This is a genomic window from Blastococcus sp. SYSU D00868, from assembly GCF_054050575.1.
On the sequence record NZ_JBJGZO010000003.1, the window covers coordinates 88011 to 114649 of the forward strand.

Sequence of the window (26639 nt, forward strand, 5' to 3'; positions counted from 1 at the left end):
TGCAAGGAGCGCACAAGCGCCCTCGCAGAGGCTCCCGGTCACCGGCCGCGCGGCCGGTCCCCGCCAGGGAGACGCACACCCCCGCCCCGGCGGGCCCAGCACCAGGAGGACGCCATGACCACCGCCGTCGCCCACGCCGAGGACGCGCTCCACCTCGCCCTGCCGGCGCGGCCGGCCCGCCCGCACCTGGTGGCGGTGGAGACGCCGGCGGCACCGCCCGCGTCGGTCTGGTGGGCCCGGGTGGCCGAGCACGGCCCGGCCTCGCGCGAGCACTCGCTGGTCGCGGTCAACTCCGAGCGGTTCGCCGACGGCACGCCGGTCGACCTGACCGCGCTGGAGTCCCGCGGCCGCCGGCCGGCCGGCTGGCTGGTCGACGTCCGGTACCGCACGACCGACGGCGCCGTCGTGCGGATCGACGCCTCCGAGACCCTCGCCGAGCTGTGCCCGCCGCTGTGGTTCGTCGAGCTGCACCACGCCACCAGCAACATCCCGGCGTCCTCGCTGCTGGCCTTCACCGGCGGCGCCTTCCGCCCGGGCGTCGTGGTGACGCCGCGGGAGGTGGCCGCCGCCGGCGTGCGGATGGCCGACCGGATCGGCGAGGTCCGCTGGTACAACCGCTCGGGGATCGTCGACGCCGTCAGCGTCGAGCCGGCGCTGCGCCGCCGCGGGGTCGGCACCGTCCTAGTCACCGCCGCCGAGGCGCTGCGGGTGCTGCGCGGCTGGGCCCCGCTGCGCAGCGACGGCCGGCTGACCGACGCCGGCGCCGCCTGGCTCGACGCCGCCCCGCCGGCCTGGCGCCCCCGGCTGGCCGACCGCGTCGAGGTGCTCCCCGACGAGGACACCGACGACGCCCCGACCGGCGTCGCCCGCCTGCTCAAGGACTACGCCTAGGACCGCTCGCAGGGTCCCGCCGCGAGCTCGCGAGCGGTGGGGGGCGAGGGGGTCCTCCTTCAGGCGAGGCGGGTGACCTCCACGGTCACCGTGTGCCCCTGGCTGCCCGCGCCGGAGAAGATGCCGCGGAACGGCGCGACGTCGCCGTAGTCCCGGCCGCGGCCGAGGGTCACGTGCCGCGGGCCGACGGCCACGGAGTTCGTCGGGTCGAAGCCGCACCAGCCGCCGTCCCACCACTCGACCCAGGCGTGGCTCTCGCCGGTGACCGTCTGCCCGACGGCGGCGTCCGGCGTGGGGTGCAGGTAGCCGGAGACGTAGCGCGCCGGCAGCCCGAGCGCGCGCAGCAGCCCGACGGTGACGTGCGAGATGTCCTGGCAGACGCCCTGGCGTCGGCGCCAGGCCTGCATCGCCGTCGTCTTCACGTGGGTGGCGCCCGACAGGTACTCCATGTGCCCGCGCACCAGGCGGCAGACCGCCGCCGCGGTCTCGTGCGGCGGCAGCTCCCCCACCGCGGCGCGGACCTCCTCGACCACCTCGTCGTCCACCGCGGTCAGGGCGGTGGGACCGAGCAGCTCGCCGTACTGCTCGCGCACCTCGGGGCCGCGCAGCGCCGCCCAGCCGACGTGCGCGGGAGCGCCCGGCTCCGGCCCGGCCTCGACGATCGACGTGCCGGTGACGACGAGCTCCTCGTGCGGGGAGTGCAGGTCGAAGGCGGTGACCGTGGAGCCCCAGTAGTCCCGGTAGGTGGAGGCCGTGGCCGCCGGCTCGATCTCGACCCGGGAGCGCAGCGTCGTCTGCCGGCCGCTGTTCTCCGGCGTCAGCCGCGCCTCGTTGTACGACGAGCGCACCCGGCCGGCGTAGGAGAACCGGGTCCGGTGCACCACCTGCAGCCGCCAGCGGGACGACGGCCGGCCGCCCTGCGCCTGCCCCTGCGGACCCTGCGTCTGCCACTGCCCCAGCTGGGCCTGGAACTGCTCCATCAGGCGACCCCCTCGGGCACCCACACCTGCGGGGCCTGCTCGGTGAAGAACCGTGCGCTGACCGCGGCGCTGGCCGCCGAGCAGGTGCGCTGCAGCTCCTCCAGCCGCGCGGGCAGCCGGGACAGCAGCTCCGGGGTGCTCATGTACTCCAGCAGCGTCCGGGCCCGGCCGACGATCCGGTGCGCCTCGCCGGCCACGCCGATCCGGGTCGCGTCCCGGACGGTGCTGCGCTCGAGCTCGGCCAGGCAGCTCTCCGCCTGGTCCAGCGCGGCGAACACCGACCGCGGGAACAGCCGGTCCAGCAGCAGGAACTCCGCGGCGCGGCTGGAGTCGACCACCCCGCGGTAGGTGCGCAGGTAGGGCTCGTAGGCGCCGGTCGAGCGGAGCACCAGCGTCCAGGACGGCGCGGCGTCCCCGGCCAGCACCCGGGTGCTGATGATCCGGGCGGTCATGTCCACCCGCTCCAGCGAGCGGCCGAGCACGAGGAACAGCCAGCTCTCGTCGCGGCTCATCGTCGAGTCGGCCAGCCCGAACACCATCGCCGACCGCTCCCGGACGAACCGGAACAGCGAGTGCGGCCCGTACCGGCGGGCCATGGTGCGCTGCTGCGGCAGGGCGTTGTGCGTGACGTTCAGCGACTCCCAGATCTCCCCGGAGAGCACCTCGCGGGCGCCGCGGGCGTTCTCCCGCGCGGCCGACAGGGCGCCGACGATCGAGCTGGGGCTGTCCCGCTCGAAGGCCAGCGTGGCGAGCACCCGCTCGGTGTCGGCCTCCTCCGCCGGGCACGGGGAGCCCATCAGCGCCAGCAGGTTCGCGCAGGCGCGGCGCTCGTCGATCCACGGGTCCTCGACCAGCCGCTGGGTGTGCACGTCGAGGATGCGGGCGGTGTCGTCGGCGCGCTCCACGTAGCGGCCGATCCAGAACAGCGACTCGGCGATCCGGCTCAGCACGGCGCCGTCCCCCCGTCCGCAGCCTGCTGTTGCTGCTGGGACTGGCCGACGACGGTGTCGTTGAGCGGGCCCGGGTCCTGCGCGGGCGGCTCGTCGGGCAGGTCGGCGGCGGTGAACTCGATGCGGGTCAGGTCCGGCACCTCCTCGGGCTCGCTCGCCGGGCGGGGGCGGCTGAGCACCCAGGTGTCCTTGGAGCCGCCGCCCTGGCTGGAGTTGACGACCAGCTCGCCCTCGGGCAGGGCGACCCGGGTCAGGCCGCCCGGGAGCACCCACACCCGGTCGCCGTCGTTGATCGCGAACGGGCGCAGGTCCACGTGTCGCGGGGCGATCCGGCCGCCGATCAGCGTCGGGCAGGTGGACAGGCCGATCGGCTTCTGCGCGATCCAGTCCCGCGGCCGGGCGCGCACCTTGACGGCGAGGTCGGCGAGCGTGCGCTCGTCGGCGCGCGGGCCGATGACGATGCCCTTGCCGCCGGAGCCGTCGACCGGCTTGAGCACCAGCTGGTCGAGCCGGTCGAGCACCCAGCGGGTGGTGTCCTCGTCGTCGAGCCGGTGGGTCTCGGCGTTGGCCAGCACCGGCTCCTCGCCGAGGTAGTAGCGGATCAGGTCCGGCACCCAGGTGTAGAGCAGCTTGTCGTCGGCCACGCCGTTGCCGACCGCGTTGGCGATCGTGACCCGGCCGGCGCGGGCGGCGTTGAGGACGCCGGCGCAGCCGATCACCGAGTCCGGGCGGAAGTGCACGGGGTCGAGGTACTCGTCGTCGATCCGGCGGTAGATCACGTCGACGCGGCGCTGGCCGTCCGTCGTCCGCATGCTCACCTGGTTGCCGGCGCACACCAGGTCGCGGCCCTCGACCAGCTCGACGCCCATCTGGCGGGCCAGCAGCGCGTGCTCGAAGTAGGCGGAGTTGTAGACGCCGGGGGTGAGGACGACGACGGTCGGGTCGGCCACGTTCGCCGGCGCCGAGGCCTTGAGCGCGGCGAGCAGGCGGGTCGGGTAGTCGTCGACCGGCTGGATCCGGTGGTCGGCGAACAGCTCGGGCAGCACCTGGCTCATCGCCGCCCGGTTGGTGATGACGTAGCTGACGCCCGACGGCGAGCGCAGGTTGTCCTCCAGCACCCGGAAGTCGCCGGCCTCGTCGCGGACCAGGTCGATGCCCGACACGTGCACGCGTACGCCGTTGGGCGGCACCAGCCCGTGGGCCTGGCGGTGGAAGTGCGCGCTGGAGGTGACGACGCTGCGCGGCACGACCCGGTCGGCGAGGACCTGGCCGGCACCGTAGACGTCGGCGAGGAACGCCTCGAGCGCGTGCACCCGCTGGGCGACGCCGCGCTCGATGACGTCCCACTCCTCCGCGCCGATGACCCGCGGCACGATGTCGAGCGGGAACGGCTGCTCCTCGCCGGCGTGGGCGAAGGTGACCCCGGCGTCCCGGTAGGTCTGGGAGAGCAGGTCGGCGCGGGCGGAGAGCTCCTCGCCGGCCATCGGCTGCAGCGAGGTGAACAGCCCGGCGTAGGCCGGCCGCGGGGCGCCGGGCGTGCCGAACATCTCGTCCCACTGCTGCCCGAGCGGATAACCGTCGAAGAGGTCCGCCATGGCCGGGACCGTAGTTCGGCCGTGTGTCCGCCGCGTTTCGAGACGAGGACGCCCGTTCCCTCGACGAGATCTGCACACTCGACGGCATCAAGCGCTGATGGTGACGAGTGTGCAGATCTCGTTGCGTCAGACCGCGGTGGCGAGGCCCAGCCAGGGGACGAGCGCGCCGTCGGACAGCAGCCGGCCCACCCGGCGGGACTGCTCCTGCGCCTCCGCCCAGCGCGGGTCGCCGCCGTGCCGGCGCTCGATCTCGGCGTCGACGGCGTCCGCGCGGTCCGACCACTCCGGCGGGCTGTCGGCGAGGTCGGCGCGGCCGGTCGCGTCGAGCCGGAACCCGGCGCGGGCGAGCAGGCCGGTGAGCTCGTCCTCCGACGGGAAGACGTTGCCCTCCGGCAGCGGCGGCGGCAGCGGCCGGACGGCGACGAACACGAGCAGCCCGAGCCGGCCGCCGTCGGCCAGCACCCGGCGCAGCTCGGCGAGCGCGGCGGCCTTGTCCGGCGTCGTGCACAGCACGCCGAGGCACCAGGCGGCGTCGAAGGAGCCGCGGGCGAGGGGCAGGTCCTGCGCGGTCGCGACCACCGACGGCAGGCCGAACAGGCGCCGCGCGGCCCCGGCGGCCTCGGCCATCGGCTCGGCGCAGACCGCCCGCACGCCCCGGTCGGCGGCCAGCCAGCCGGCCGGCCCGCCGACGCCGGCGCCGTCGTCGAGCACGCGGGCGCCCGCCCGCAGGTCCAGTCCGTCGGCGAGCCAGCGCAGCGCGCCCTCGCTGCCGCTGCCGCGGCAGCCGGCCGGGATCGCGGAGTCGGGCCCGAGGGCCCGCACCGCCTGCTCCGTCCAGCCGGCGACCGTGCCGAACTCGGCCTCCATCGCCTCGGTCTCGAGCTCAGCCACCGTGTTCCTCCCTGATCCGTTCCGCGACCTCGGCCTTGACCCGCGCCCCGGCGTCCTCCCCGTCCGCCGACGCCAGGCCGGACAGGTTCACGCCCGCGACCTCGTCGATCGCCAGCAGCGCCCGCGCCTCGGCGACCGCGGCGGCGACGCCGGCCTCGCGCGGGTCCGGCGCGGCCAGGACCTCCTCGACCACGGCGTCGTCCAGGTGCAGCCCCGGGAAGCGCTGCAGCACCCGGGCCGACCGCTCGTCGGTGTAGACGGCGACCGCGGCCACGAACGGCAGCGTGGCGCCCGCGGCCCGCGCCGCGGCGACGAACCGGGCGACCTCGGCCGGGGTGCGGACGTGGTTGAGCACGCACAGCTGCGCGCCGGCCCGCTGCTTCTGCGCGACCCGCGCCGGGCGCAGGTCCACCGGCGGGGCGGCCGGCGACTCGGGGACGGCGACCGGCAGGCCCGCGGCCGTGGCGAGCGCGGCCAGCCGGGGGCCGTCGAGGTCGAACACCTGCGTCGCGCCCGGGCGGACGCCGGGGCCGCGGGCGTCGCCGGTGACGCACAGGACGCCGTCCACCCCGAGCGCGGCCAGGCCCGCCACCTCCTGCTCCAGCACGACGCGGTTGCGGTCGCGGCAGGCCAGCGTGGTCCAGAGCCGGCCGCCGGCGGCGTGCACCTCGGCGGCGACCACCGCGGGCGGGAAGTCCGGCCGGTTGGCGTGCTCGCCGACGAGCAGGCCGTCGGAGACCGGGCCGACCACGCCCACCACCCGACGCAGGGAGTCCGGGTCGTACGGGACGACGGACAGGTCGGTGAGCACCACCGGCCGCGTGCGGGCGCGGTCGAGCAGGCTGCCCGGCCGCGGCGGCGGGGCGGCCGGCGGCGGCTCCGGCCAGGCCACCGCGGGCGCGCCGACGAAGACGCAGCGGTGCTCGGCCACCTCGCAGCCCTCGTCGTCGCGGACCCCGCCGCACGGGCCGAACACCATGCGCTTGGGGCAGCCCTCGCGGGGCGGCAGGTCGGCGAGCGGCGACGACGGCACGCCGTCCACCCTGGCCATCCCGGGCGAGATCTGCACAGTGGACGGCATCAGCGCCTGACGCCGTCCACCGTGCAGATCTCGTCGAGGGGCCGGCGGGAACAACTCGGGGCCCCGGCACGCTAGGGTGGCCACAGGTAGTTGAGCTCTCAACTCAAGGAGGCCGCGATGCCCGCCATCACCGTCGAGGACACCACCGTCCTGCCCCGCGTCCCCGCGCCCGCCCCCGGGACGGTCCGCCGCCGGGTCCGCTCGGTGACCACCGCGCCGTCCGGGTTCGAGGGCGAGGGCTTCCCGGTCCGCCGCGCCTTCGCCGGCGTGGACCTGCGCGACCTGGACCCGTTCATCCACATGGACCAGATGGGCGAGGTCGAGTACGCCCCGGGCGAGCCCAAGGGCACGTCGTGGCACCCGCACCGCGGCTTCGAGACCGTCACCTACATCATCGACGGTACCTTCGAGCACGCCGACTCCCACGGCGGCGGCGGCACGATCAGCAACGGCGACACCCAGTGGATGACCGCGGGCGGCGGCGTCCTGCACATCGAGAAGCCGCCGGAGGCCCTCGTCGTCAGCGGCGGGCTGTTCCACGGCCTGCAGCTGTGGGTGAACCTGCCGCGGGCGCAGAAGTGGGTGGAGCCGCGCTACCAGGACCTGCGGGCCCAGGAGGCGGTGCTCCTGGCCAGCCCGGACGCCGGCGCCTTCCTGCGCGTCATCGCCGGGGACGTCGCCGGCCACCAGGGCCCCGGGTCCACCTACAGCCCGATGGCCATGGTGCACGCCACGATCGCTCCCGGGGCGACGCTCGACCTGCCCTGGCGGCCGGACTTCAACGCCCTGGTCTACGTGCTCTCCGGCGCCGGCGCGGTCGGCCCCGACGGGCAGCCGGTCCGCACCGGCCAGCTCGCCGTCTTCGGCCCCGGCGACACGATCACGATCAGCGGCGCACGACAGCAGGAGTCGCGGACCCCGGCGCTGGACGTCGTCGTCCTCGGCGGCCTGCCCATCCGCGAGCCGATCGCCATGTACGGGCCGTTCGTGATGAACACCCGGCAGGAGGTCATGGACGCGTTCACCGACTTCCAGGCCGGTCGGCTCGGCTCGATCCCCGCGCAGCATGTTCCGCACGGCGGCGTCCGGGGCGAGACTGGGCAGACGCCGGAAGCCTGACGGCGCCTCTGCCCGCGGAAGGCCCGCCATGAGCAACCTGGACACCCGTCCCCCTGCGCGCGTGCTGGGTGGCACGGCGGACACCGCCACCCGGCCGGTGCTGGACCTCCTGCCCGGCAAGGAGGTCCAGCTCGGCCGGAGCACCCGGGTCCGGCGGCTGCTGCCGACCCTGGGCCGGCGGCTGGTCGGCGCCTGGGCGTTCGTCGACCACTACGGCCCGGACGACGTCGCCGCCGGCCCGGGCATGCACGTCGCACCGCACCCGCACACCGGCCTGCAGACCGTCTCCTGGCTGCTGCAGGGGCGGGTGCACCACCGCGACTCCCTGGGCAGCGACGTCGAGTTCGGCCCCGGCGAGCTCGCGCTGATGACCGCCGGGCACGGGATCGCGCACTCGGAGCAGTCGCCGGTCCACCACCCCCGCTACCTGCACGGGGCGCAGCTGTGGGTGGCGCTGCCCGACGCCGCCCGGGACGTCGCGCCGGCGTTCGAGCACCACGCCACCCTGCCCGGGTTCACCTCCGACGGGCTGACGGCGACCGTGCTGATGGGCTCCCTCGGCGGAGCCATCTCGCCCGGCACCGCGCACACGCCGCTGCTGGGCGTGGACCTCGACCTGGCCGCCGGCGCCGACGTGGAGCTGCCGCTGGAGCCGGGGTTCGAGCACGCCCTGCTCGGCGCCTCCGGCGGGGCGGACGTCGAGGGCGCGCCGCTCGGGCACGGCCAGCTGCTGTACCTCGGCACCGGCCGGCGCACGGTCCGGATCCGCACCGCCGAGCCCGTAAAGCTGCTGCTGCTGGGTGGCGAGCCGTTCGAGGAGCGGCTGGTCATGTGGTGGAACTTCGTCGGCCGCTCGGGCGAGGAGATCGCCGCCTTCGCCGAGCAGTGGAACGCCGAGCACGAGCGCTTCGGCGCCGTGGTCGGCTACGACGGCGACCGGCTGCCCGCTCCCGGCCTGCCACCGGTCGCGCTCAAGGCCCGTGGCCGGGAAGGCTGAGGGCATGACGGCCGATCCCCGCCTGCTCGAGTTCGTCGCCGGCCGGAAGTGGGGCGTGCTGGCCACCGTCAAGCGCGACGGCCGCCCCCAGCTGTCCAACGTCGGCTACGCCTACGACGCCGACCAGCAGCTGTTCCGGGTGTCGGTGACCGCCGACCGGGCCAAGACCCGCAACCTCGAGCGCGACCCGCGGGTCACCCTGCACGTGTCCTCCGACGACTTCTGGGGCTGGGTGGCCGTGGAGGGCACCGCCGAGCTCACCCCGGTCGCCGAGGCGCCGGACGACGCCACGGTCGAGGAGCTCGTCGCCTACTACCGCGGCGTCAGCGGCGAGCACGACGACTGGGACGACTACCGCGCCGCGATGGTCCGCGACCGCCGGCTCGTCGTCCGCTTCCGCCCCGAGCACGCCTACGGCCAGCTGAGGTGACCGCGGGCCGGCGCCGCCCCCGGCGCCGGCCCCGTCGTCCTCACGCCTCCGGCTCGACCTCCATCACGGAGAACGCCGCGCCCCACGGGTCGGCGACCACGGCGAACCGGCCGAACTCGGTGTCCTCCGCGGGGTGCAGCACCTTGCCGCCGCGGGCCTCGACCGCCGCCACCGCCCGGTCGGTGGAGTCCACCGCGAAGCACACCGACCAGCCGGTCGGCAGGCCGGGCTGCGCCGGCCCGAGGCCACCCAGCGGCCGCTCCCCGGTGGCGAAGGTCGCGTAGCCGCCCATGTCGGGGATCTCGTCGAAGCGGAACCCGAACACCCGCGAGTAGAAGGCCTGCGCCGCCGGCAGGTCGTCGACCGCGGCCTCCTCCCAGGTCAGCGACCCGTGCTCGTTGAACACGCGGACGCCGGTGTGCTGGCCCGACTGCCACAGCCCGAAGGCGTGCCCCTGCGGGTCGGCCGCGATAACCATGCGGCCCAGCGGCCCGACCTCCATCGGCTCGACGACCACGGCACCCCCCGCCTCGCGGATCGCGGCGGCGGTCGCGGCCGCGTCGTCGGTGGCGAAGTAGACCGTCCAGCCGGGCGGGTCCACGTCGTTGGTCAGCGGCCCCATCCCGGCCGCGGGGCGGGCGTCGCGCTCGGCGTTCAGATAGCCGCCGTACTCGGCGTCGCCGCCGGTGAACGACCAGCCGAACACCGACCCGTAGAACTCCCGGGCCGCGGCCACGTCCTTGGCGCCGTAGTCGACCCAGCACGGCGTGCCGGCCGGCCAGGCGGTGTCGCGAGTGGGCATCGCTCCTCCTCCGGTGTGGGGGAGGTCACGCTGCCACCGCCGTCCGACAGTTCCCAGGGCTCGGCACGCCACGAGGCGGGACCCCTCGGCCGCCGCGCCATCGCGGACGGCCCTCCCAGGAGCAGGGGCCGGCGCGTGCAGAAAACCATATCAATCCGATCGGGATTGACGGGATGGCCCGCGGCGGCCTAGCGTTCCGCCGGTCGTCGACCCCGGGACGCCGTCCCGCCAGCCGGAGGAGGAGTGCGCGCATGACACGCAGCCCGCTCACCTCCCGCCGCACGGTCGACCACGCGCGCGTGTCCAGCGCGCTCTGTCGCCGCTCCTGACGCCGGCCCCCGGGCGTCCGCTCCTGCGCGGACGCCTCCCCTGACGCGCGGCCCTCTGGCCGCCGCCTGCCCCAGGAGCTCCCGTGTCCGCCCTGCTGTCCGCCCCTGCCGCCGAGACCGCACCCGCCGAGCCGGCGCCCACCGCCCGGCGCCGCCGCAGTTCCCGCCGCTGGCACCGCGTGGGCGTCCGCGTCCTGGCCACCGCGGCCCTTCTCGGCCTGTGGCAGCTGCTCCACGCGCTGCGGATCTGGAGCCCGGTGCTGCTCCCCTCGCCCGGGGCGGTGTGGGACGCGCTGATCCGCACGTCGACGACGCACGACGGCACGGTCGGCTACCAGGGGCACCTGCTGGTCGAGCACCTCGGCATCAGCCTGCAGCGCATCGCGCTCGGGTCGCTGCTGGGCATCGCCGCCGGCCTGGCCGTCGGGCTGCTCATGGGCACGCTGCCGTGGGTCCGCGTCGTGATCGAGCCCTGGGTGACGTTCGTGCGGGCACTCCCGCCGCTGGCCTACTTCAGCCTGCTGATCATCTGGTTCGGCATCGACGAGTCGCCGAAGATCTGGCTGCTGGCCATCGCGGCGATGCCGCCGGTCGCGGTCGCCACCGCCGCCGCCGTGGTCGGGGCGCCGACCGCGCTGGTCGAGGCGGCGCGGGCCATGGGCGCCCGGGGCCGGCGGGTCACCACCACCGTCGTGCTGCCCTCGGCGCTGCCGGAGATCGTCACCGGCGTCCGGCTGGCGGTGGGCATCGCGTACTCGTCGCTGGTCGCGGCCGAGACGGTCAACGGCATGCCCGGCATCGGCGGGATGATCCGCGACGCCCAGACCTACCTGCAGTCCGACGTCGTCATCCTCGGGCTCTTCGCCATCGGCCTGTCCGGCCTGGCCATCGACGGGGTGCTGCGCGCGATCGAGCGCCGCCTCGTGCCCTGGCGCGGCCGCGTCTGAGACGCGCCGCCGTCCCCCCGCTCCCCCGGTGCCACCCGGGCACCGGCACGTCGCCCACGGAGAAGGAACCCTCATGAGCACGCCCCGCGGCCGGCGCCGCCTGGCCGCAGCCCTGTCCCTGACCGCCCTCGTCACCGGCCTGGCCGCGTGCGGCGACGACGCCAACTCCGCCGAGGGGGACGGCGACGGCGCGGGCATCATCCGCATCGCCTACCAGGCCTTCCCCAGCGGCGACCTGATCGTCAAGGACCAGGGCTGGCTGGAGGAGGCGCTGCCCGAGTACGACGTCGAGTGGACCAGGTTCGACTCCGGCGCCAGCATCAACACCGCCTTCGTCGGCGGGGCCGTGGACATCGCCGCGATCGGCTCCAGCCCGGTCGCCCGCGGCCTCTCCTCGCCGCTGGACATCCCGTACCAGGTCACCTGGATCCTGGACGTCGCCGGCGACAACGAGGCGCTGGTCGCCCGCGAGGGCACCGGCATCGAGTCGGTCGAGGACCTCGTCGGCCACACGGTGGCGACGCCGTTCAGCTCGACCGCGCACTACAGCCTGCTGGCCGCCCTCGACCGGGCCGGCGTCGACTCCTCGCAGGTGACGCTGGTCGACCTGCAGCCGCAGGACATCGTCTCGGCGTGGAGCCGCGGCGACATCGACGCCGCCTACACCTGGCTGCCGTCGCTGTCGGAGATCCAGCAGACCGGCACCACGCTGGTGACCAGCCGGGAGCTGGCCGGCGACGGCAAGCCGACCCTGGACCTCGGGGTGGCCGCCACCGAGTTCATCGAGGCGGACCCGGAGGCGATCTCGGCCTGGCGGCAGGTGCAGGCCCGCGCGCTGCGGCTCATCGCCGAGGACCCCGACGCCGCGGCCGAGGCGGTCGCCCGCCAGCTGGGCATCAGCCCCGAGGACGCCGCCGAGCAGCTCTCCCAGGGCGTGTTCCTCGACCCGGCCGACCTGACCACCTCCGAGTGGCTGGGCACGCCGGACGCGCCCGGCAACCTGGCCACCAACCTGCAGGACGCCGCGGAGTTCCTCGTCGAGCAGCAGCAGATCCCCGAGGCGCCGTCACTGGAGGACCTGCAGGCCGCCGTCTACACCGACGGCCTCGAGGAGGACGTCGCCGGTGAGTAGTGCGCTCACCGGCTCCCCGGCCAGGGCCCCCGCCCCGGCCGGGGGTGCCCCGCTGTCCGTCCGCGCGGTCGCGCACACCTACGGGCACGGCCCGTCGGCCGTCCCCGCGCTCGGGCCGGTGTCGCTGGAGGTGCCGGCCGGCGAGTTCCTCGTGCTGGTGGGGCCCTCGGGCTGCGGCAAGAGCACGCTGCTGCGGCTGATCGCCGGGTTCGAGGAGCCCACCTCCGGCTCCGTGCTCGTCGGCGGCGAGGTCCCCGAACCCGGCCGGCAGGCCGGCGTCGTGTTCCAGCAGTCCCGCCTGCTGCCGTGGCGGACCGTGGGCGGCAACGTCGACCTGGCGCTGCGGCTGGCCGGCGTGCCCCGCGACCGGCGCCCGGCCCGGGTGGCCGAGCTGCTCGACCGGGTCGGCCTGGCCGGCACCGAGCGGCGGCGCACCTGGGAGGTCTCCGGCGGTCAGCAGCAGCGGGTCGCCATCGCCCGCGCGCTGGCCGGCTCGGCGCCGCTGCTGCTGCTCGACGAGCCGTTCGCCGCCCTGGACGCGCTCACCCGCGAGCGGCTGCAGGAGGACCTGCGGCGGGTGTCGGCCGAGGTCGGCACGACGTCGGTGTTCGTCACCCACAGCGTCGACGAGGCGGTCTTCCTCGCCACCCGCGTCGTCGTCCTCACCCGGGCCCCCGGCACCGTCGCCCTCGACGTGCCCGTGGACCTGCCCCGTTCCGGCCTCTCCCCCGACGAGCTCCGCGGCCTGCCCGGCTACGCCGCGCTGCGCGCCGAGATCGGGGCCGCCGTCCGTTCCGTCGCCAGCTGACCCGATCGAAGGAGATCGCCATGACCCTCGCCGCCCCCGTCCCGACCGACCTGCTCACCGTCGAGCGCCTCGGCGCGTTCCACGGCGCCCGCATCCCCGGCGTCGACCTGGCCACCGCCTCCGACGAGACCCTGGCGGCCGTCCGCGCCGCGCTGGTCGAGCACAAGGTGCTGTTCTTCCCGGCCCAGCGGCTGGACCCGGACAGCCAGGTGCTGCTCGGCCGGCGGCTCGGCGAGCTGACGCCGTCCCACCCCGTCGTCCGCGGCCTGGACGACGAGCACCCGGAGATCTACTCGCTGGACGCGGCGGACAACGGCTTCGCCGACACCTGGCACACCGACGTCACCTTCGTCCGGCGCCCCCCGCTGGGCTCGATCCTGCGCGCCGTGCAGCTGCCGCCGGTCGGCGGCGACACCTCGTGGGCGGACGCCGAGGCCGCCTACGCCTCGCTGTCCGCGCCGGTGCGCGCGCTGGCCGACCGGCTGACCGCGGTGCACGACGGCAACCGGGAGTGGGGCTACCACCTGGCCCAGCGCGGCGGGAACCGCTGGGAGGACGGCGAGTACACCCGGCTGGAGCCGGTGGAGCACCCGGTGGTGCGGGTCCACCCCGAGACCGGGCGGCGCAGCCTGTTCGTCAACCCCGGCTTCACCTCGCACGTCGCCGGGGTGTCCGAGGCCGAGAGCCGCGGCCTGCTCGACGCCTTCTACGCGCACCTGACCAAGCCCGAGCACGTCGTGCGGCACCGCTGGTCGGCCGGGGACGTCGCCATGTGGGACAACCGCTCGACGCTGCACTACGCCAACCGCGACTACGGCGACTTCCGCCGGATCATGCACCGCGTCACGCTGCGCGGCGACGTCCCGGTCGGCCCCGCCTCCGCCGCCGCCTGAGCGACGATCAGGTGACCTGATCGTGCGGCGTCCTCCCTCACCGCCGACGGTGAGGGAGGACGCGCTGCCGTGAGGGAGGACGCGCTAGGGCGAGGGAGGACGGCGCACGGGAGGAGGGACGCCGGGTCGGGGCCGCGGGGTCAGAAGCTGCCGCCGCCGGTGCGCCGGCCGCGGCTGCGGGACCCGCCGAAGCTGCCCGAGCTGCGCCGGTGCCCGCCGCCGTACGAGCGGCCGCCGCCGAACCCGCCGCCACCGCCGCCCCCGAAGAGGATGCCGCCGAGCACCAGGCTGCCGATGTCCGGCCCGCGCCCGTAGCCGGGGCCCGCGAACCCGCCCGGCCCGTACCCGCCGCCGTAGCCGCCCCCGCCGTACCCGCCCCCGCCGTAGCCGGAGTTCCACGACGACACGTCGGACTGGGCCCGCTGCAGCGCCTGCGCGGCCAGCGCGTCGGCCTGCTGGGCCTCCCGCAGCGCGGACACGGGGTCGGTCGCGGCCAGCCCGGTCGCGGCCTCCAGGTGCCGCTGCGCCTCGGCCAGCCGCGTGCGGGCCTCCGGGCCGACCGCGCCGCGGCGGGTGGCGATGAAGTCGCCGGCCGCGGCGATGCCCGACCGGGCGTTCAGCAGGGCCTGGTCCAGGGCCGCGGCCGCCCGCCGGGCGCGGGTCTGCGCGTCCCGGGCCACCGAGAGCGCCTGCTCCAGGGCGATGTCGGCCTCCTCCAGCCGGCGCAGCGCGGTGAACGGGTCCGGCAGCGCCCCGCCGGTCGTGGCCATCGCCGCCTCGGCCGCGGCGATGCCCGCCTCCGCGCGCGCGATCTGCGGCTGCAGCCCGCTGCGGTCGCCGGAGGCAACCAGCGCCCGCGCCTCGGCGAGGTCCTGCTCGGTCTCCGCCCGGGCGGCCGGGATGCGCTGCACCGCCGACTCCAGGTCGGTCGCCAGCCGGCCGATCGCGTCCAGCAGCTGCCCGGTCTGGACGACGGCGTCCTCGGCCGCGCGGATGTCCCCGACCGCCGCGCCGGCCGCGCCGCCGTCCAGCGCCGCCCGCGCCTCGGTGACCTCCCGCTCGGCCGCGGCCAGCCGGGCGCGGGCCTGCTCGAGGTTGTCCTCGACGGGCGCGATCGCGGCGGGGGCGTAGCGGCGCTGCAGCTCGGCCATCCGCTGGGCGTCGGCCGGCAGCCGGCCGTGCAGCGCGGTGATCCGCGGGCCCAGGGCCTCCAGCGCCTGCGGGGCGTTCCGCTCGAGCGCGCGGAGCTGGTCGAAGGCCTCAGCCTGGGCGTCGAGCCGGGTGTCGGCGGCCGCGGTCAGCTGCAGCATCTCGGCGAGCATGGCCCGCGTCGTCGGCTCGTCCTCCGGGATCTCGTCGTCCAGCTGCTGGCGCAGGGTGAACGCCCGCGAGAGCTCCTGCCGCGACTGCGCCAGCGCCTCGGCGAAGCCGGTGACGGCGTCCTCGCCGTACTGCAGCCGGGCGAAGTCGAGGTCCAGCTGCGAGGTCTTCACCGCCTCGTCGAGCTCGAGCAGCGCGGTGCTGGCCTGCGCCTGCAGCTGCTCGGTCGGCACGCCGGCGTGCGGGTCGGGGCGCTCCAGCCGCTTCACCGGCGGGGCGGCCGGCTTCCTGCGGCGCACCCGCGAGACGAGGTAGGCGCCGCCGCCGAGGGCGAGCAGGCTGCCGACTATGGCCACGGCCCCCAGGCCCCCGCCGCCCCCGCCGGCGGCGTCCCGCAGGCCGTCGGCAAAGGCCTCGGCGCCCGCGGCCCAGTCGCCGTCGCGGAACTGCGGGTCGACCTCGGAGGCGGAGAAGTCCTCGATCTCCGCCACGGAGACGTCGACGTCCGCTCCGAGCGCGTAGGAGTACTCGCGGTCGTCGACGGCCACGGCGAACAGCACGTCGGTGGCGTCCAGCCCCGACAGCGACGCCGACTGGTCGGCCCACTCCTGGCGGTCCAGGCCGCCGAAGGTGTCGACGAAGACGACGCGCAGCTCGATGCCCTCGTCGGTCTCCAGCTGGGCGGCGGCGTCCTCGACGTCGGACTGCTGCCCGTCGCTGAGGACGTCGGCCCGGTCGTCGACCTGCCCCACGACGTCGACGGGCTCCTCGGCGAGCGCGGCCGGCCCGGTCAGGACCACCGCTCCGGTCACGACGAGGACGGCGGACAGGCGGCGGACGACCACGACGGCGACCCTACCCAGGCGGAACGGGGCCGGGACGGTTCCCCGGGGAGCGTCGGCGGCCGCACGCCCGGGTAGTGCGCGACGGAACCCGTGCCCCACGACCGAGTTGGAGACGACATGGCCGACCAGCCCGACCGCATCCCCGCCGCCGACCTGCCCCCGGGGACGGTGCGCCGCGTCGGCGACTGGGCGGTGGGCAACCGCGGCGGGGCCTACTTCGCCGTCTCCCGCCGCTGCCGGCACCAGCTGGCCGACCTGTCCGAGGGCGAGGTGGACGCCGAGGGCTGCCTCGTCTGCCCGTGGCACCAGAGCCGCTACGACGTCCGGACCGGCGAGATGGTGTCCGGGCCGCGCGGCTTCCTCGGCTACCACGGCCCGACGCCGGGCTACACGCAGTTCGTCCGCGGCTACGCGAAGCACCTGAGGCTGCGGGTCCGCCGGGCCCTGCGCCGCGGCGACGACGTCGTCCTCGAGTAGTGGAGTCGCTGGGGACGGATCCCGTTCCCCAGCGACCCCGCTCAGACCAGGGACTGCCAGGCGGCGCGGCGGGCGGCCTGCTCGTCGGGGTCCGGCACCGGCAGCGACGCGAGCAGCCGCTGCGTGTAGGGGTGCTGCGGCGCGCCGAGCACGTCCTCGCCGGTGCCCTCCTCGACCAGCCGGCCGCGGTGGAGCACCGCGATCCGGTCGGCCAGCAGGTCGACCACCGCCAGGTCGTGGCTGATGAACAGGCAGGCGAAGCCGAGCTCGCGCTGCAGCTCGTCGAACAGCTCCAGCACCCGCGCCTGCACCGAGACGTCGAGGGCCGAGGTCGGCTCGTCGGCGATGAGCAGCTCCGGGCCGAGCGCCAGCGACCGCGCCAGGCTGGCCCGCTGCCGCTGCCCGCCGGACAGCTCGTGCGGGAACCGGTCGCCGAAGGACCGCGGCAGCTGCACCGCCTCCAGCAGCTCGTCGACCCGGCCGCGGGCCTCGTGCGCGTCCCCGGCCCGGCCGTGCACCACCAGCGGCTCGGCGACCGCCTGCGCGATCGTCAGCAGCGGGTTGAAGCTCGACGCCGGGTCCTGGAAGACGAAGCCGATCCGCTCCCGCACGGGGCGGAACCGCCGCTCCTTGACGCCGTTCATCTCGGTGCCGAGCACCGCCAGCGAGCCGCCGGTGACCCTGGTCAGCCCGGCGATGGCCCGACCGATCGTCGTCTTGCCGCTGCCGCTCTCGCCGACCAGCCCGAGCACCTCGCCGGGCCGGATCGTGAAGCTGACCCCGTCGACGGCGGTGAAGTCCGGCTTGCGAAGCCGGCCCGGGTAGACGATCCGCAGGTCCCGCGCCTCGACCACCGGGGTGGCCGACGCCCAGCCCGGGGGCCGGGTCGTGGCGCGCTCCCGGGTGCGGGCCCGGCCCTGCCCGAGCCGGGGCACGGAGCCGAGCAGCTGCCTCGTGTACTCCTCCCGCGGGGCGGCGAAGAGGGTGCGGACGTCGGCCTGCTCGACCAGCTCGCCCTGGTACATGACCGCCACCCGGTCGGCGAGGTCGGCGACGACGCCCATGTTGTGCGTGATCAGCACGATCGCGGTGCCGAACTCGTCGCGGCAGCGGCGCAGCAGGTCGAGGATCTCGGCCTGGACGGTGACGTCGAGGGCCGTGGTCGGCTCGTCGGCGATGATCACGCCGGGGTCGAGCACGAGCGCCTGGGCGATGACGATGCGCTGCTTCTGCCCGCCGGAGAACTGGTGCGGGTAGTGGTCGATCCTCTTCTCGGGCTCGGGGATGCCGACCCGCCGCAGGACGTCGATCGCCTTCGCGCGGGCCTCGGCGCGGGAGTACCCGCCGTGCGCGCGCAGCCCCTCGACGATCTGCCAGCCGACCTTGTAGACCGGGTTCAGCGCCGTCGACGGCTCCTGGAAGACCATCGCCGCGTCGCGGCCCCGGACCTCGCCGAGGTCGGACCGCTTGAGGGTGACGACGTCGGCGCTGCTGCTGCCGTCCTTGCGGGTGAGCAGCACCGCCCCGCGGGTGGTCGCGGTCTCCGGCAGCAGGCCGAGGATGCTGCGCGCGGTCACGGTCTTGCCGCTGCCGCTCTCCCCGACGATGGCCAGCACCTCGCCCGGGGCCACCTGGAGCGAGACGTCCTGGACGGCGACCACCCGGCCGGCGTCGGTGGCGAAGGTGACCGAGAGGTCCTGGATGTCGACGACGGGCCCGACGCTGCTCATCCGCTCCTCGCTCATGACGCCGACTCGATCCCGGCCAGCCCGCCCGGGCCGGCCCCCAGGGTGCCGCCGGGCACCACGGTGACCTCACCGGTCTCGCCGGCCTCCGCCGCCCGCCGGCTGCGCAGCCGCGGGTCGGCCAGGTCGTTGAGGCTCTCCCCGACCAGCGTCAGGCCGAGGACCACCCACACGATCGCGATGCCGGGGAAGATCGACGTCCACCAGATGCCGCTGGTGACGTCGGACAGCGCCCGGTTGAGGTCGAAGCCCCACTCGGCGCCCGAGGTCGGCTCGATGCCGAAGCCGAGGAAGCCGAGGCCCGCGAGCGTGAGGATCGCCTCGGACGCGTTGAGCGTGAGGATCAGCGGCAGCGTGCGGGTGGCGTTGCGCAGCACGTGCCGGCTCATGATCCGCCAGTGGCCCGCGCCGATGACCTTGGCCGACTCCACGTAGGCCTCCGCCTTGATCCGGACCGTCTCCGCCCGGATGACGCGGAAGTACTGCGGGATGTAGATGACGGTGATGGCGATCGCCGCCGCCATGATGCCGCCCCACAGGCTGGACTGACCGCCGCTGATCACGATCGCGGTGACGATGGCCAGCAGCAGCGGGGGGAACGCGTAGACCGCGTCGGAGACGACGACCAGGACGCGGTCGAGCCAGCCGCCGAAGTAGCCGGAGACCAGGCCGAGCAGCACGCCGATGAAGATCGACAGCACGATGCCGACGACGATCACGCCCAGGGCGGTGCGGGTGCCGTAGATGGTCCGCGACAGGACGTCGTAGCCGCCGACGGTGGTGCCGAGCCAGTGCTCTCCCGACGGCGACTGCTGGGCGCCGAAGGGGCCGTCGGCGTCGCGCAGCTGGTTGTAGCCGTAGGGCGCGAGCAGGTCGGCGAACGCCGCGGTCAGCAGGAACAGCCCGGTGAGGACCAGGCCGGCGACGAGCATGCCGCGCTGGAGGCCGACGGACTGCTTCAGCTGCCGGACGACGGGCAGCCCGCGCCGGCGGCGGACCGGCGCGGCGGGGACGTCGGGGGTGGCGGGGGCGGTGGTGGCCATCAGTACCTCACCCGGGGGTCGATGAGCGCCGCGATGACGTCCACGATGAAGTTGGTGACCGCCACGACGACCGCCAGCAGCACCACCATCCCCTGGACGGCGACGAAGTCGCGGGCCTGCAGGAACTCCGACAGCTGGAAGCCCAGGCCGCGCCACTCGAAGGTGGTCTCGGTGAGCACCGCGCCGCCGAGCAGCAGCGCCACCTGCAGGCCGATGACGGTGACGATCGGGATGAGCGCCGGCCGGTAGGCGTGCTTGCGCAGCAGCCGGCGCTCGCTGACGCCACGGGAGCGCGCCGCCTCGACGTAGCCCATGTTCAGCGTGCCGATGACGTTGGTGCGGACCAGCCGCAGGAAGACTCCGGCGGTGAGCAGGCCGAGGGCGACCGCCGGGAGGACGGCGTGCTCCAGCACGTCCTGCACCGCCTCGCCGCTGCCGGTCTTGATCGCGTCGATCAGGTAGATGCCGGTCGGGTTGTCGACCGAGGTCTGGATGAGGATCTCGGTGCGGGTGGAGGCGCGGCCGTTGGCCGGCAGCCAGCCCAGCCCGCTGCTGAAGACCAGCTTGAGGATCATGCCGGCGAAGAAGACCGGGGTGGCGTAGCAGAGGATCGCGAAGACGCGCAGCACCGCGTCGGGCCAGCGGTCGCGGGCGTAGGCGGCGAAGCGGCCCAGCGGGATGCCGATGACGAAGGCGACGATCAGCGCGTAGAAGGCGAGCTCGAGGGTCGCGGCGCCGAAGTCGGCGAGGATCTCGGTGACCGGCTGGTTGGTCGACAGCGTGGTGCCGAAGTCCAGGCGCACGAGCTGGGTGAGGTACTCCCAGTACTGCTCGAGGAGCGGCCGGTCGTAGCCGGCCTCGGCGACCCGCTGGGCCAGCTCCTCGGGGCCCAGCCGGCCGCCCAGCGCCGCGGTGATCGGGTCACCGGTCGTGCGCATGAGGAAGAAGACCGTCGTCACCAGGATGAAGATGGTCGGGAAGATCAGCAGGAAGCGGACCGCGATGTAGCTGCCCAGCCCGCCGCCGGTGCGGCGCCGGCGCGGCGGAGGTGCGGCCTCGGGGACGGCGGCCGGCTCGCCGGTCACCTCGGTGCTCGTGGTGGTCATGTCTCCAGCTCGTCCGGGCGTGCGGCCTCCGGTCGCACATGGGGAGGCCCCGGGTGGCTCCCGTCGGGGAGACCACCCGGGGCCGGGTGCTGCCGTGGTGCCGTCAGGCCCGCTCGAGGGCCCCGTAGCGGAACTTGAACGACGCGTCGAGGGTGTCCGACGCACCGGTCACGCCCGTGCGGACGACGGCGATCTGCGCGCCCTGCAGGTAGGGCAGTGTCGACAGGTCCTGGGCGACCGTGTCCTGGATCTGCTCGATCAGGGCGGTCCGCTGGGCCTCGTCGGGCGTGGCCAGCTGCTGCAGGATCAGGTCGTTGACCTGCTGGTTGTCGTAGTGGTTGCTGAGGAAGTTCTCCGTGAGGAAGAACGGCGTCAGGTAGTTGTCGGCGTCCGAGTAGTCCGGGAACCAGCCCAGCTGGTAGGCCGGGTAGGTGTCGGCGACCCGCTGCTCGGAGTACTGCGTCCACTCCGTGGTCTGCAGGTCGACGGTGAACAGGCCGGTCGACTCCAGCTGGTCCTTGATCAGCGCGTACTCGTCACCCGAGGACGGGCCGTAGTGGTCGTTGGAGTACTGCAGCGACAGCTGCACCGGGGTCTGCACGCCGGCGGCCTGGAGCACCTCGGCGGCGCGGTCGGCGTCCGGCCCGCCCTGGCCGTCGCCGTAGAGCCCGCGCAGGGACTCGGTGGCGCCGGTCAGGCCGTCGGCGACGTAGGAGTACAGCGGGGTGTAGGTGCCCTTGTAGACCTGGTCGGCGATCTCCTGCCGGTCGATCAGGTGGGCCATCGCCTGGCGGACGGCGAGCGCCTTGGCCGGGTCGGCCTCGGGGGTCGTCGCGCCGTAGGGCTGGGTGTTGAAGTTGAAGACGATGTAGCGGATCTCGCCGCCGGGGCCGTCCACGACCTCGACGTCGTCGTTGCCGCGCAGGTCCTCGACGTCGGTCGCCGTCAGGCTGCGGAAGGCGACGTCGACCGCGCCCTCCTCGATGTCCAGCTTCAGGTTCGAGGACTCGGCGTAGTAGCGGACGTTGACCGTGTCCGTCTTCGGCGCGCCCAGCAGCCCCTGGTAGTCGGGGTTGGCCTCGTAGGAGATCAGGTCGTTGATCTCGTAGCTGGTGATGACGTACGGGCCGGCGAAGGCGTTGCCCGCGACGATCTCGTCGTCGGGGGTCAGCGAGTCGGCCGAGAAGACCTCCTCGTCGACGATCGGGCCGACCGGGCTCGACAGGACCTGGGGGAAGGTCTGGTCGTCGGCCTGCTCGAGGTTGAACACGACGGTGGTGTCGTCCGGCGCGTCGACGCTGGCGAGGTTGGCCAGCAGCGAGGACGGGCCGTTCTCGTCGGCGATGGCGACCTGGCGGTCGAACGAGAACTTGACGTCCGACGAGGTCAGCTCGTGGCCGTTGGCGAAGGTCAGGCCCGGCTTCAGGGTGACCGTGTACTGCGTCGGCGAGGTGAACTCGGCCGACTCGGCGATGTCCGGCTCGACCTCGGGGCTGCCCAGCGGGGTGTTGAGCAGGAACGGGTACACCTGGTTCATCACGGCGAACGAGCCGTTGTCGTACGAACCGGCCGGGTCGATGGTCGTGATCTTGTCGGTCGTGCCGATGATCAGCGCGTCGCCGCCGCCGCCACCGCCGCCCGAGCCGCCGTCGTCATCGGAACCGCCGCACGCGGAGAGGGCCAGCGCCGTCACCGCGATGCCTGCCGTGGCTGCGCGCATGCGGCGGCCACTGCTTGCCAGGGGGGTCATCCAAACCTCGTTCTCAGATGTGGCGGCCCGCCGTTCGGACTCCTCGGCGAACGCCACGGAAACAGTACCTACCCAGGAGTAGCACTCGTCCCACTCCCTGGGAAGGAGTGTGGCGGATGGTTACCCGACCGTGAGCAAGCGCCCCCGCCGCACCGGTCCGGGTCAGGCGTCGATCCGGCGGCGGCCCTCGAAGGCCCGCCCGAGCGTGACCTCGTCGGCGTACTCCAGGTCCCCGCCCACCGGCAGGCCGCTGGCCAGCCGCGAGACCGCGAGCCCCATCGGGGCGACCAGCCGGGCCAGGTAGGCCGCCGTCGCCTCGCCCTCCAGGTTGGGGTCGGTGGCGATGATCAGCTCGGTGACCTGGCCGTTCATCAGCCGGGTCATGAGCTCCTTGACCCGCAGGTCGTCGGGCCCGACGCCCTCGATCGGGCTGATCGCGCCGCCGAGCACGTGGTAGCGGCCGCGGAACTCGCGGGTGCGCTCGATCGCGACGACGTCCTTGGGCTCCTCGACGACGCAGATGACGTCCTCGGTGCGCCGGGGGTCGCGGCAGATGCGGCACTGCTCGCCCTCGGCGACGTTGAAGCACGTCGCGCAGAAGCGCACCTCGGCCTGGACCCGCTGCAGCGCGGCGACGAGCCGGCCGACGTCGGCGGACTCGGCCGCCAGCAGGTGGAAGGCGATGCGCTGCGCGCTCTTGGGCCCGACGCCGGGCAGCCGGCCGAGCTCGTCGATGAGGTCCTGGACGGCCCCCTCGTACACGGGTGGACTCCTGTCGGTTCGGTGCGGTGGGCGCCCGGCTCAGGCGCCGGGCAGCCCGAGCCCGCCGCCGAGACCCCCGGCGAGGGGGCCCATCCGGCTGGCGGCCAGTTCGTTGGCGGCGCGCCCGGCGTCGCGGACGGCGGCGACGACGAGGTCCTGCAGCGTCTCCAGGTCGTCGGGGTCGACGGCGCCGGGCGAGATCGTGACCGCGGTCAGCTCGCCGCCGCCGGTCATGGTCGCGGTGACCAGGCCGCCCCCGGCCGAGCCGGTGACCTCCTCCCTGGCCAGCTGCTCCTGCGCGGCGACCAACTGCTGCTGCATCTGCTGGGCCTGCTGCATCAGCTGCTGCAGGTCGGGCGCGCCTCCGGGGAACATGCGTCGAGCGTAGGCCCGGGGGACGACGTCCGTGGCAGGCTCGCGACCGTGCGGCGCGGCGGGGTCGGGGTGGTGCTGCTCACGCTGTCGCTGGCCGGCTGCGGCGGCTCCCCGGGCGCCGGTGCCGCGTCGTCCGCTCCGCCGCCGGTCACCGCGTCGGCGTCGCTCGTGCCGATCCCCTCCGGCACGGACCGGCCGGAGGCGCCGCCGTCCCCGTCGCTGGTCCCGCCGGCACCGGTCCCGGCGCCGGTCGTCGTGCTCGACCCGGGCCACAACGGCGGCAACGCCGCCGCGCCCGGCGTGGTCGGCGCGCCGGTGCCCGACGGGGCGGGCGGCACCAAGCCGTGCAACACCACCGGCACCTCGACCGACGCCGGCTACCCGGAGCACGCCTTCACCTGGGACGTCGCGCTGCGCACCCGGGACCTGCTGACCGCGGGCGGCGTCGAGGTCGTGCTCACCCGCGCCGACGACACCGGGGTCGGGCCGTGCGTCGACGCCCGCGGGGCGCTGCCGGGCCGGGTGGGCGCGGCGGCGTTCGTCGGCATCCACGGGGACGGCGCGGCGGCCGGGGCCCGCGGCTTCCACGTCATCACCTCGTCGCGGGACCCGGCCGGCCCGGAGGTCGCCGCCCGCACCGACGCGCTCGCCGTCGCCCTGCGCGACGCGCTCTCCCCCGTCGTGCCCCCGGCCGACTACATCGGCGCCGGCGGGCTGGACGACCGCAGCGACCTGGCCGCGCTCAACCTGGCGGCGACGCCGGCGGTCTACGTCGAGTGCGGGAACATGCGCAACGCCACCGACGCCGCGCTGATGAGCGACGCGGCCGGCCGCCACGCGATCGCCGAGCGGCTCGCGGCCGGGGTGCTGACCTTCCTCGGCAGGTGACGTGCTGGAACGGGCCTGGCTCCCGGGTCCCGCGGCGCGCGGAGCGCGTCGTGGGGAGGAGTCAGGTCCTTCACTCGTCGATCGGGCGGGCGCCGAGCTGGGCGCGCAGCAGCGAGAGCGCGGCCTGCTCCGGGTCGACGGCGGGCGCGGGCTCCCGGTCGTCGGACGCCTCCGCCTCCCGCTCGGCCATGAGCTCGCGCGCCTCGGCGGCCTCGGCGGCGCGCTGCGCCTCCTGGGCGGCCTCGCGGTCCGCGGCGGCGACCCGGCCGGCGGCCGGCGCGCGGCCGGCGCCCTCGACGACCGCCTGCACCTTCCAGCGCACGCCGAGGAGCTCGTGCAGGGCCGTGCGCACGATCTCCTGGTTCAGCTCGTCGCCGAGCATCTTGGCCAGCGCCGGCGAGGTCATCGCCAGGTGCAGCGTGCCGCCGGCCAGGTCGTGCACCTGCGCCGACTTCAGCAGCGCCTCGGTCGTGCGCTTGTGCTTGCGGACGACGGCGAGGAGCTCCGGCCACACCCGACGGACGTCGGCGGTGGTCAGGTCGCTGCCCGAGGACGCGTCCCCGGCGGCGGCCGGCTCGGGGTTCGCCGTGACGACCGGGGTCGGCTCACCGCCGCGCGGCGCGGGCGCGGACTCCGCGGCGGCGCGGGGTGGGGCGGTGTCGCGCGGCGCCCCCACCCGGGCCGCGGCGGCGCGGGCGGCGGCCGGCTCGGCCGGGTGCGGCCAGTCCTCGTCGTCGGTGGGCTCGGGCGGCAGCGGGATGTCGGGCTCGTCGGTGGCCACCCGGCGCCGCGGCGCCTCGGGCTGGACGGCGGGCGGCGCGGCCGGCGGGGCGGGTGCGGCGGCGGGCGCGGGCGGGCTCGCCGGCTTCCGCGCGCCGGAGCCCGGGCGGGCGGTCTCCGGCCAGTCGTCGTCGGCCGGCGACGGAGCCGCGGCGTCGGGCGCCACCGGAGTCTCGCGCGCCGGCTCGGAGGCAGGCGGTTCCTGCGCCGCAGGCGGCTCGTCGGAGGCCGCCGGGGGCGGCTGGTCGGGGGCCGGGGCGGGCGCGGCGGGCGGCGCCGCCGGGGCGGGCTCGGGCCGGGCGGCGGGGGCCGCGGCCGCCGGTGCGGCGCCGACCTGCGACTTGCGGACGAACTCCCGGCGCGGACCGGCCTGCTCGCGCGTCGGCGCCTCGGCCGCCGGCCGGGCGGGGGCCTCGGCGGCGGGGCGGGCGGGGGCCTCGGCGGCGGGCCGGGCGGGCGCCTCGGGGACCGGCGTGTCGCGGACCGGGGCCGGCGCCTCGGCCGCCGGCCGGCCGGCGTGCTCGCCGGCGATCGACAGCCGCCGCTCCAACCGCTCGAGGCGCTGCAGGGTCGCGGCGGCCGCGTCGTCGGTGGCGGGCAGCAGCATGCGCGCGCAGACCAGCTCGAGGAGCAGCCGCGGCGCCGTCGTCCCGCGCATCTCGGTGAGGCCGGCGTGCACGGTGTCGGCCATCCGCGACAGCGTCGCCGAGCCCAGCGCGCGGGCCTGCGAGCTCATCAGGTCCAGCCGGTCGGGCGGGCAGTCCAGCAGCCCGTTCCCGCCGGCCTCGGGCACGGCGTCGAGCACGATCAGGTCGCGCAGCCGGTCGAGCAGGTCGGTGGCGAACCGGCGCGGGTCGTGGCCGGCCTCGACCACGCGGTCCACCGCGCGGAACACGCCGGGCGCGTCGGAGGCGGCCAGCGCGTCGATCGTCTCGTCGAGCAGCGCGTCGTCGGTCACCCCGAGCAGGCCGACCGCCGACGCGTAGGTGACGCCCTCCGGGCCGGCGCCGGCGAGCAGCTGGTCGAGGATCGACAGCGAGTCGCGCACCGAGCCGCCGCCGGCCCGCACGACCAGCGGGAACACCGTGGGCTCGACCGTGACGCCCTCGGCGGCGCAGGTCCGCTCCAGCAGGCCGCGCAGGGTGGACGGCGGCACCAGCCGGAACGGGTAGTGGTGGGTGCGCGAGCGGATGGTGGGCAGCACCTTGTCCGGCTCGGTGGTGGCGAAGACGAAGACGAGGAACTCCGGCGGCTCCTCGACGACCTTGAGCAGGGCGTTGAAGCCCTGCGTGGTCACCATGTGCGCCTCGTCGACGATGTAGACCTTGAAGCGGCTGTTCACCGGCGCGAAGAAGGCCCGCTCGCGCAGGTCGCGGGCGTCGTCCACACCGCCGTGGCTGGCCGCGTCGATCTCGATGACGTCGAGCGAGCCGGGGCCGTCGGGCGCGAGCGCGACGCAGGAGCCGCAGACCCCGCACGGCGTCGAGGTGGGGCCCTGCTCGCAGTTCAGCGAGCGGGCCAGGATGCGCGCCGAGGACGTCTTGCCGCACCCGCGCGGGCCGCTGAACAGGTAGGCGTGGTTGATCCGGCCGCCGTCCACGGCGTTCACCAGGGGCGCGGTGACGTGCTCCTGCCCGACCACCTCGGCGAAGGTCGCCGGGCGGTACTTCCGGTAGAGCGCCAGAGCCACGCGGCGAGGTTAC

Annotated in this window: 24 protein-coding genes; 10 read left to right on the plus strand and 14 right to left on the minus strand. The window is 75.5% G+C overall.

Going from position 1 to position 26639, the window contains the following annotated elements; genetic code table 11:
* The first annotated feature begins 114 nt into the window (after nt 1-114).
* Entirely contained in the window at nt 115-891 is a 777-nt protein-coding gene (locus ACI79F_RS03745) for a hypothetical protein (RefSeq protein WP_456544229.1), read from the plus strand.
* Between the two features lie 59 nt (nt 892-950).
* On the opposite strand, the gene ACI79F_RS03750 is transcribed toward ACI79F_RS03745, so the two are convergent.
* The 5 genes from ACI79F_RS03750 to ACI79F_RS03770 form a co-directional block, all read right to left on the minus strand.
* Entirely contained in the window at nt 951-1871 is a 921-nt protein-coding gene (locus tag ACI79F_RS03750) for a transglutaminase family protein (protein WP_456544228.1), read from the minus strand.
* Nucleotides 1871-2821: an alpha-E domain-containing protein gene (locus ACI79F_RS03755; RefSeq protein ID WP_456544227.1), complete on the minus strand. Its 951-nt coding sequence runs from the start codon at nt 2819-2821 to the stop codon at nt 1871-1873. Before ACI79F_RS03755 ends, ACI79F_RS03750 begins: the two co-directional genes overlap by 1 nt.
* Entirely contained in the window at nt 2815-4416 is a 1602-nt protein-coding gene (locus ACI79F_RS03760; protein WP_456544226.1) for a circularly permuted type 2 ATP-grasp protein, read from the minus strand. Before ACI79F_RS03760 ends, ACI79F_RS03755 begins: the two co-directional genes overlap by 7 nt.
* Before the next feature lie 126 nt (nt 4417-4542).
* Entirely contained in the window at nt 4543-5307 is a 765-nt protein-coding gene (locus ACI79F_RS03765) for a class I SAM-dependent methyltransferase (protein ID WP_456544225.1), read from the minus strand.
* A complete protein-coding gene (locus tag ACI79F_RS03770; RefSeq protein ID WP_456544224.1) occupies nt 5300-6340 on the minus strand; it encodes a methylenetetrahydrofolate reductase C-terminal domain-containing protein in 1041 nt (346 codons plus the stop codon). Before ACI79F_RS03770 ends, ACI79F_RS03765 begins: the two co-directional genes overlap by 8 nt.
* 165 nt (nt 6341-6505) lie before the next feature.
* Between ACI79F_RS03770 and ACI79F_RS03775 the strand changes: the two genes are divergently transcribed.
* The 3 genes from ACI79F_RS03775 to ACI79F_RS03785 are packed head-to-tail and all read left to right on the plus strand — an operon-like array spanning nt 6506 to nt 8934.
* Nucleotides 6506-7507: a pirin family protein gene (locus ACI79F_RS03775; protein WP_456544223.1), complete on the plus strand. Its 1002-nt coding sequence runs from the start codon at nt 6506-6508 to the stop codon at nt 7505-7507.
* A 28-nt stretch (nt 7508-7535) separates the two neighbouring features.
* A complete protein-coding gene (locus tag ACI79F_RS03780; protein WP_456544222.1) occupies nt 7536-8504 on the plus strand; it encodes a pirin family protein in 969 nt (322 codons plus the stop codon).
* A 4-nt stretch (nt 8505-8508) separates the two neighbouring features.
* A complete protein-coding gene (locus ACI79F_RS03785; RefSeq protein WP_456544221.1) occupies nt 8509-8934 on the plus strand; it encodes a PPOX class F420-dependent oxidoreductase in 426 nt (141 codons plus the stop codon).
* 40 nt (nt 8935-8974) lie between these two features.
* On the opposite strand, the gene ACI79F_RS03790 is transcribed toward ACI79F_RS03785, so the two are convergent.
* Nucleotides 8975-9736, minus strand: a complete 762-nt coding sequence (locus ACI79F_RS03790; RefSeq protein ID WP_456544220.1) for a VOC family protein — start codon at nt 9734-9736, stop codon at nt 8975-8977.
* A gap of 412 nt (nt 9737-10148) precedes the next feature.
* Between ACI79F_RS03790 and ACI79F_RS03795 the strand changes: the two genes are divergently transcribed.
* From ACI79F_RS03795 to ACI79F_RS03810, 4 genes are all read left to right on the plus strand, one after another.
* Complete coding sequence (locus ACI79F_RS03795; RefSeq protein WP_456544219.1) at nt 10149-11012, plus strand: ABC transporter permease; 864 nt, start codon at nt 10149-10151, stop codon at nt 11010-11012.
* 73 nt (nt 11013-11085) lie between these two features.
* Nucleotides 11086-12144, plus strand: a complete 1059-nt coding sequence (locus tag ACI79F_RS03800; RefSeq protein ID WP_456544218.1) for a taurine ABC transporter substrate-binding protein — start codon at nt 11086-11088, stop codon at nt 12142-12144.
* Nucleotides 12137-12952, plus strand: coding sequence for an ABC transporter ATP-binding protein (locus ACI79F_RS03805; protein WP_456544217.1), 816 nt, complete (start codon nt 12137-12139; stop codon nt 12950-12952). The genes ACI79F_RS03800 and ACI79F_RS03805 overlap by 8 nt, the downstream gene beginning before the upstream one ends.
* A gap of 20 nt (nt 12953-12972) precedes the next feature.
* A complete protein-coding gene (locus tag ACI79F_RS03810) occupies nt 12973-13845 on the plus strand; it encodes a TauD/TfdA dioxygenase family protein (protein ID WP_456544216.1) in 873 nt (290 codons plus the stop codon).
* A gap of 140 nt (nt 13846-13985) precedes the next feature.
* Here the strand turns inward: ACI79F_RS03810 and ACI79F_RS03815 are convergent, their stop codons facing one another.
* The gene (locus ACI79F_RS03815) at nt 13986-16010 is read right to left on the minus strand and encodes a TPM domain-containing protein (RefSeq protein WP_456544215.1); all 2025 of its coding nucleotides are present in this window, start codon (nt 16008-16010) and stop codon (nt 13986-13988) included.
* Nucleotides 16011-16127: 117 nt separating this feature from the next.
* On the opposite strand from ACI79F_RS03815, the gene ACI79F_RS03820 reads away from it, so the two are divergent.
* Nucleotides 16128-16487 carry a Rieske (2Fe-2S) protein gene (locus ACI79F_RS03820; RefSeq protein WP_456544214.1) on the plus strand — a complete coding sequence of 120 codons (360 nt, stop codon included), beginning with the start codon at nt 16128-16130 and terminating at the stop codon, nt 16485-16487.
* A gap of 41 nt (nt 16488-16528) precedes the next feature.
* Here the strand turns inward: ACI79F_RS03820 and ACI79F_RS03825 are convergent, their stop codons facing one another.
* The 6 genes from ACI79F_RS03825 to ACI79F_RS03850 form a co-directional block, all read right to left on the minus strand.
* Nucleotides 16529-18232 (minus strand): ABC transporter ATP-binding protein, encoded by a 1704-nt coding sequence (locus tag ACI79F_RS03825; protein WP_456544213.1) that lies wholly within the window; start codon nt 18230-18232, stop codon nt 16529-16531.
* Complete coding sequence (locus ACI79F_RS03830) at nt 18229-19275, minus strand: ABC transporter permease (protein WP_456544212.1); 1047 nt, start codon at nt 19273-19275, stop codon at nt 18229-18231. The genes ACI79F_RS03825 and ACI79F_RS03830 overlap by 4 nt, the downstream gene beginning before the upstream one ends.
* Nucleotides 19275-20381 carry an ABC transporter permease gene (locus ACI79F_RS03835; protein ID WP_456544211.1) on the minus strand — a complete coding sequence of 369 codons (1107 nt, stop codon included), beginning with the start codon at nt 20379-20381 and terminating at the stop codon, nt 19275-19277. The genes ACI79F_RS03830 and ACI79F_RS03835 overlap by 1 nt, the downstream gene beginning before the upstream one ends.
* A 103-nt stretch (nt 20382-20484) precedes the next feature.
* The gene (locus ACI79F_RS03840; RefSeq protein WP_456544210.1) at nt 20485-22101 is read right to left on the minus strand and encodes an ABC transporter substrate-binding protein; all 1617 of its coding nucleotides are present in this window, start codon (nt 22099-22101) and stop codon (nt 20485-20487) included.
* A 192-nt stretch (nt 22102-22293) separates the two neighbouring features.
* Nucleotides 22294-22893, minus strand: coding sequence for a recombination mediator RecR (gene recR, locus ACI79F_RS03845; protein ID WP_409331215.1), 600 nt, complete (start codon nt 22891-22893; stop codon nt 22294-22296).
* A gap of 39 nt (nt 22894-22932) precedes the next feature.
* Complete coding sequence (locus tag ACI79F_RS03850; RefSeq protein WP_456544209.1) at nt 22933-23268, minus strand: YbaB/EbfC family nucleoid-associated protein; 336 nt, start codon at nt 23266-23268, stop codon at nt 22933-22935.
* A 48-nt stretch (nt 23269-23316) separates the two neighbouring features.
* Here ACI79F_RS03850 and ACI79F_RS03855 point away from each other — a divergent pair, with 48 nt between their 5' ends.
* Nucleotides 23317-24156 (plus strand): N-acetylmuramoyl-L-alanine amidase, encoded by an 840-nt coding sequence (locus ACI79F_RS03855; protein WP_456544208.1) that lies wholly within the window; start codon nt 23317-23319, stop codon nt 24154-24156.
* A gap of 70 nt (nt 24157-24226) precedes the next feature.
* On the opposite strand, the gene ACI79F_RS03860 is transcribed toward ACI79F_RS03855, so the two are convergent.
* Nucleotides 24227-26626: a DNA polymerase III subunit gamma and tau gene (locus tag ACI79F_RS03860; protein WP_456544207.1), complete on the minus strand. Its 2400-nt coding sequence runs from the start codon at nt 26624-26626 to the stop codon at nt 24227-24229.
* Between the last annotated feature and the right edge of the window lie 13 nt (nt 26627-26639).

Excerpts from the sequence above, each read along its gene's own strand:
- ACI79F_RS03745 (WP_456544229.1), top strand. The coding sequence starts at position 115 with ATGACCACCGCCGTCGCCCACGCCGAGGACGCGCTCCACCTCGCCCTG.
- ACI79F_RS03750 (WP_456544228.1), bottom strand. The coding sequence starts at position 1,871 with ATGGAGCAGTTCCAGGCCCAGCTGGGGCAGTGGCAGACGCAGGGTCCG.
- ACI79F_RS03760 (WP_456544226.1), bottom strand. The coding sequence starts at position 4,416 with ATGGCGGACCTCTTCGACGGTTATCCGCTCGGGCAGCAGTGGGACGAG.
- ACI79F_RS03775 (WP_456544223.1), top strand. The coding sequence starts at position 6,506 with ATGCCCGCCATCACCGTCGAGGACACCACCGTCCTGCCCCGCGTCCCC.
- ACI79F_RS03780 (WP_456544222.1), top strand. The coding sequence starts at position 7,536 with ATGAGCAACCTGGACACCCGTCCCCCTGCGCGCGTGCTGGGTGGCACG.
- ACI79F_RS03785 (WP_456544221.1), top strand. The coding sequence starts at position 8,509 with ATGACGGCCGATCCCCGCCTGCTCGAGTTCGTCGCCGGCCGGAAGTGG.
- ACI79F_RS03790 (WP_456544220.1), bottom strand. The coding sequence starts at position 9,736 with ATGCCCACTCGCGACACCGCCTGGCCGGCCGGCACGCCGTGCTGGGTC.
- ACI79F_RS03800 (WP_456544218.1), top strand. The coding sequence starts at position 11,086 with ATGAGCACGCCCCGCGGCCGGCGCCGCCTGGCCGCAGCCCTGTCCCTG.
- ACI79F_RS03810 (WP_456544216.1), top strand. The coding sequence starts at position 12,973 with ATGACCCTCGCCGCCCCCGTCCCGACCGACCTGCTCACCGTCGAGCGC.
- ACI79F_RS03820 (WP_456544214.1), top strand. The coding sequence starts at position 16,128 with ATGGCCGACCAGCCCGACCGCATCCCCGCCGCCGACCTGCCCCCGGGG.
- ACI79F_RS03825 (WP_456544213.1), bottom strand. The coding sequence starts at position 18,232 with ATGAGCGAGGAGCGGATGAGCAGCGTCGGGCCCGTCGTCGACATCCAG.
- ACI79F_RS03830 (WP_456544212.1), bottom strand. The coding sequence starts at position 19,275 with ATGGCCACCACCGCCCCCGCCACCCCCGACGTCCCCGCCGCGCCGGTC.
- ACI79F_RS03835 (WP_456544211.1), bottom strand. The coding sequence starts at position 20,381 with ATGACCACCACGAGCACCGAGGTGACCGGCGAGCCGGCCGCCGTCCCC.
- ACI79F_RS03840 (WP_456544210.1), bottom strand. The coding sequence starts at position 22,101 with ATGCGCGCAGCCACGGCAGGCATCGCGGTGACGGCGCTGGCCCTCTCC.
- ACI79F_RS03850 (WP_456544209.1), bottom strand. The coding sequence starts at position 23,268 with ATGTTCCCCGGAGGCGCGCCCGACCTGCAGCAGCTGATGCAGCAGGCC.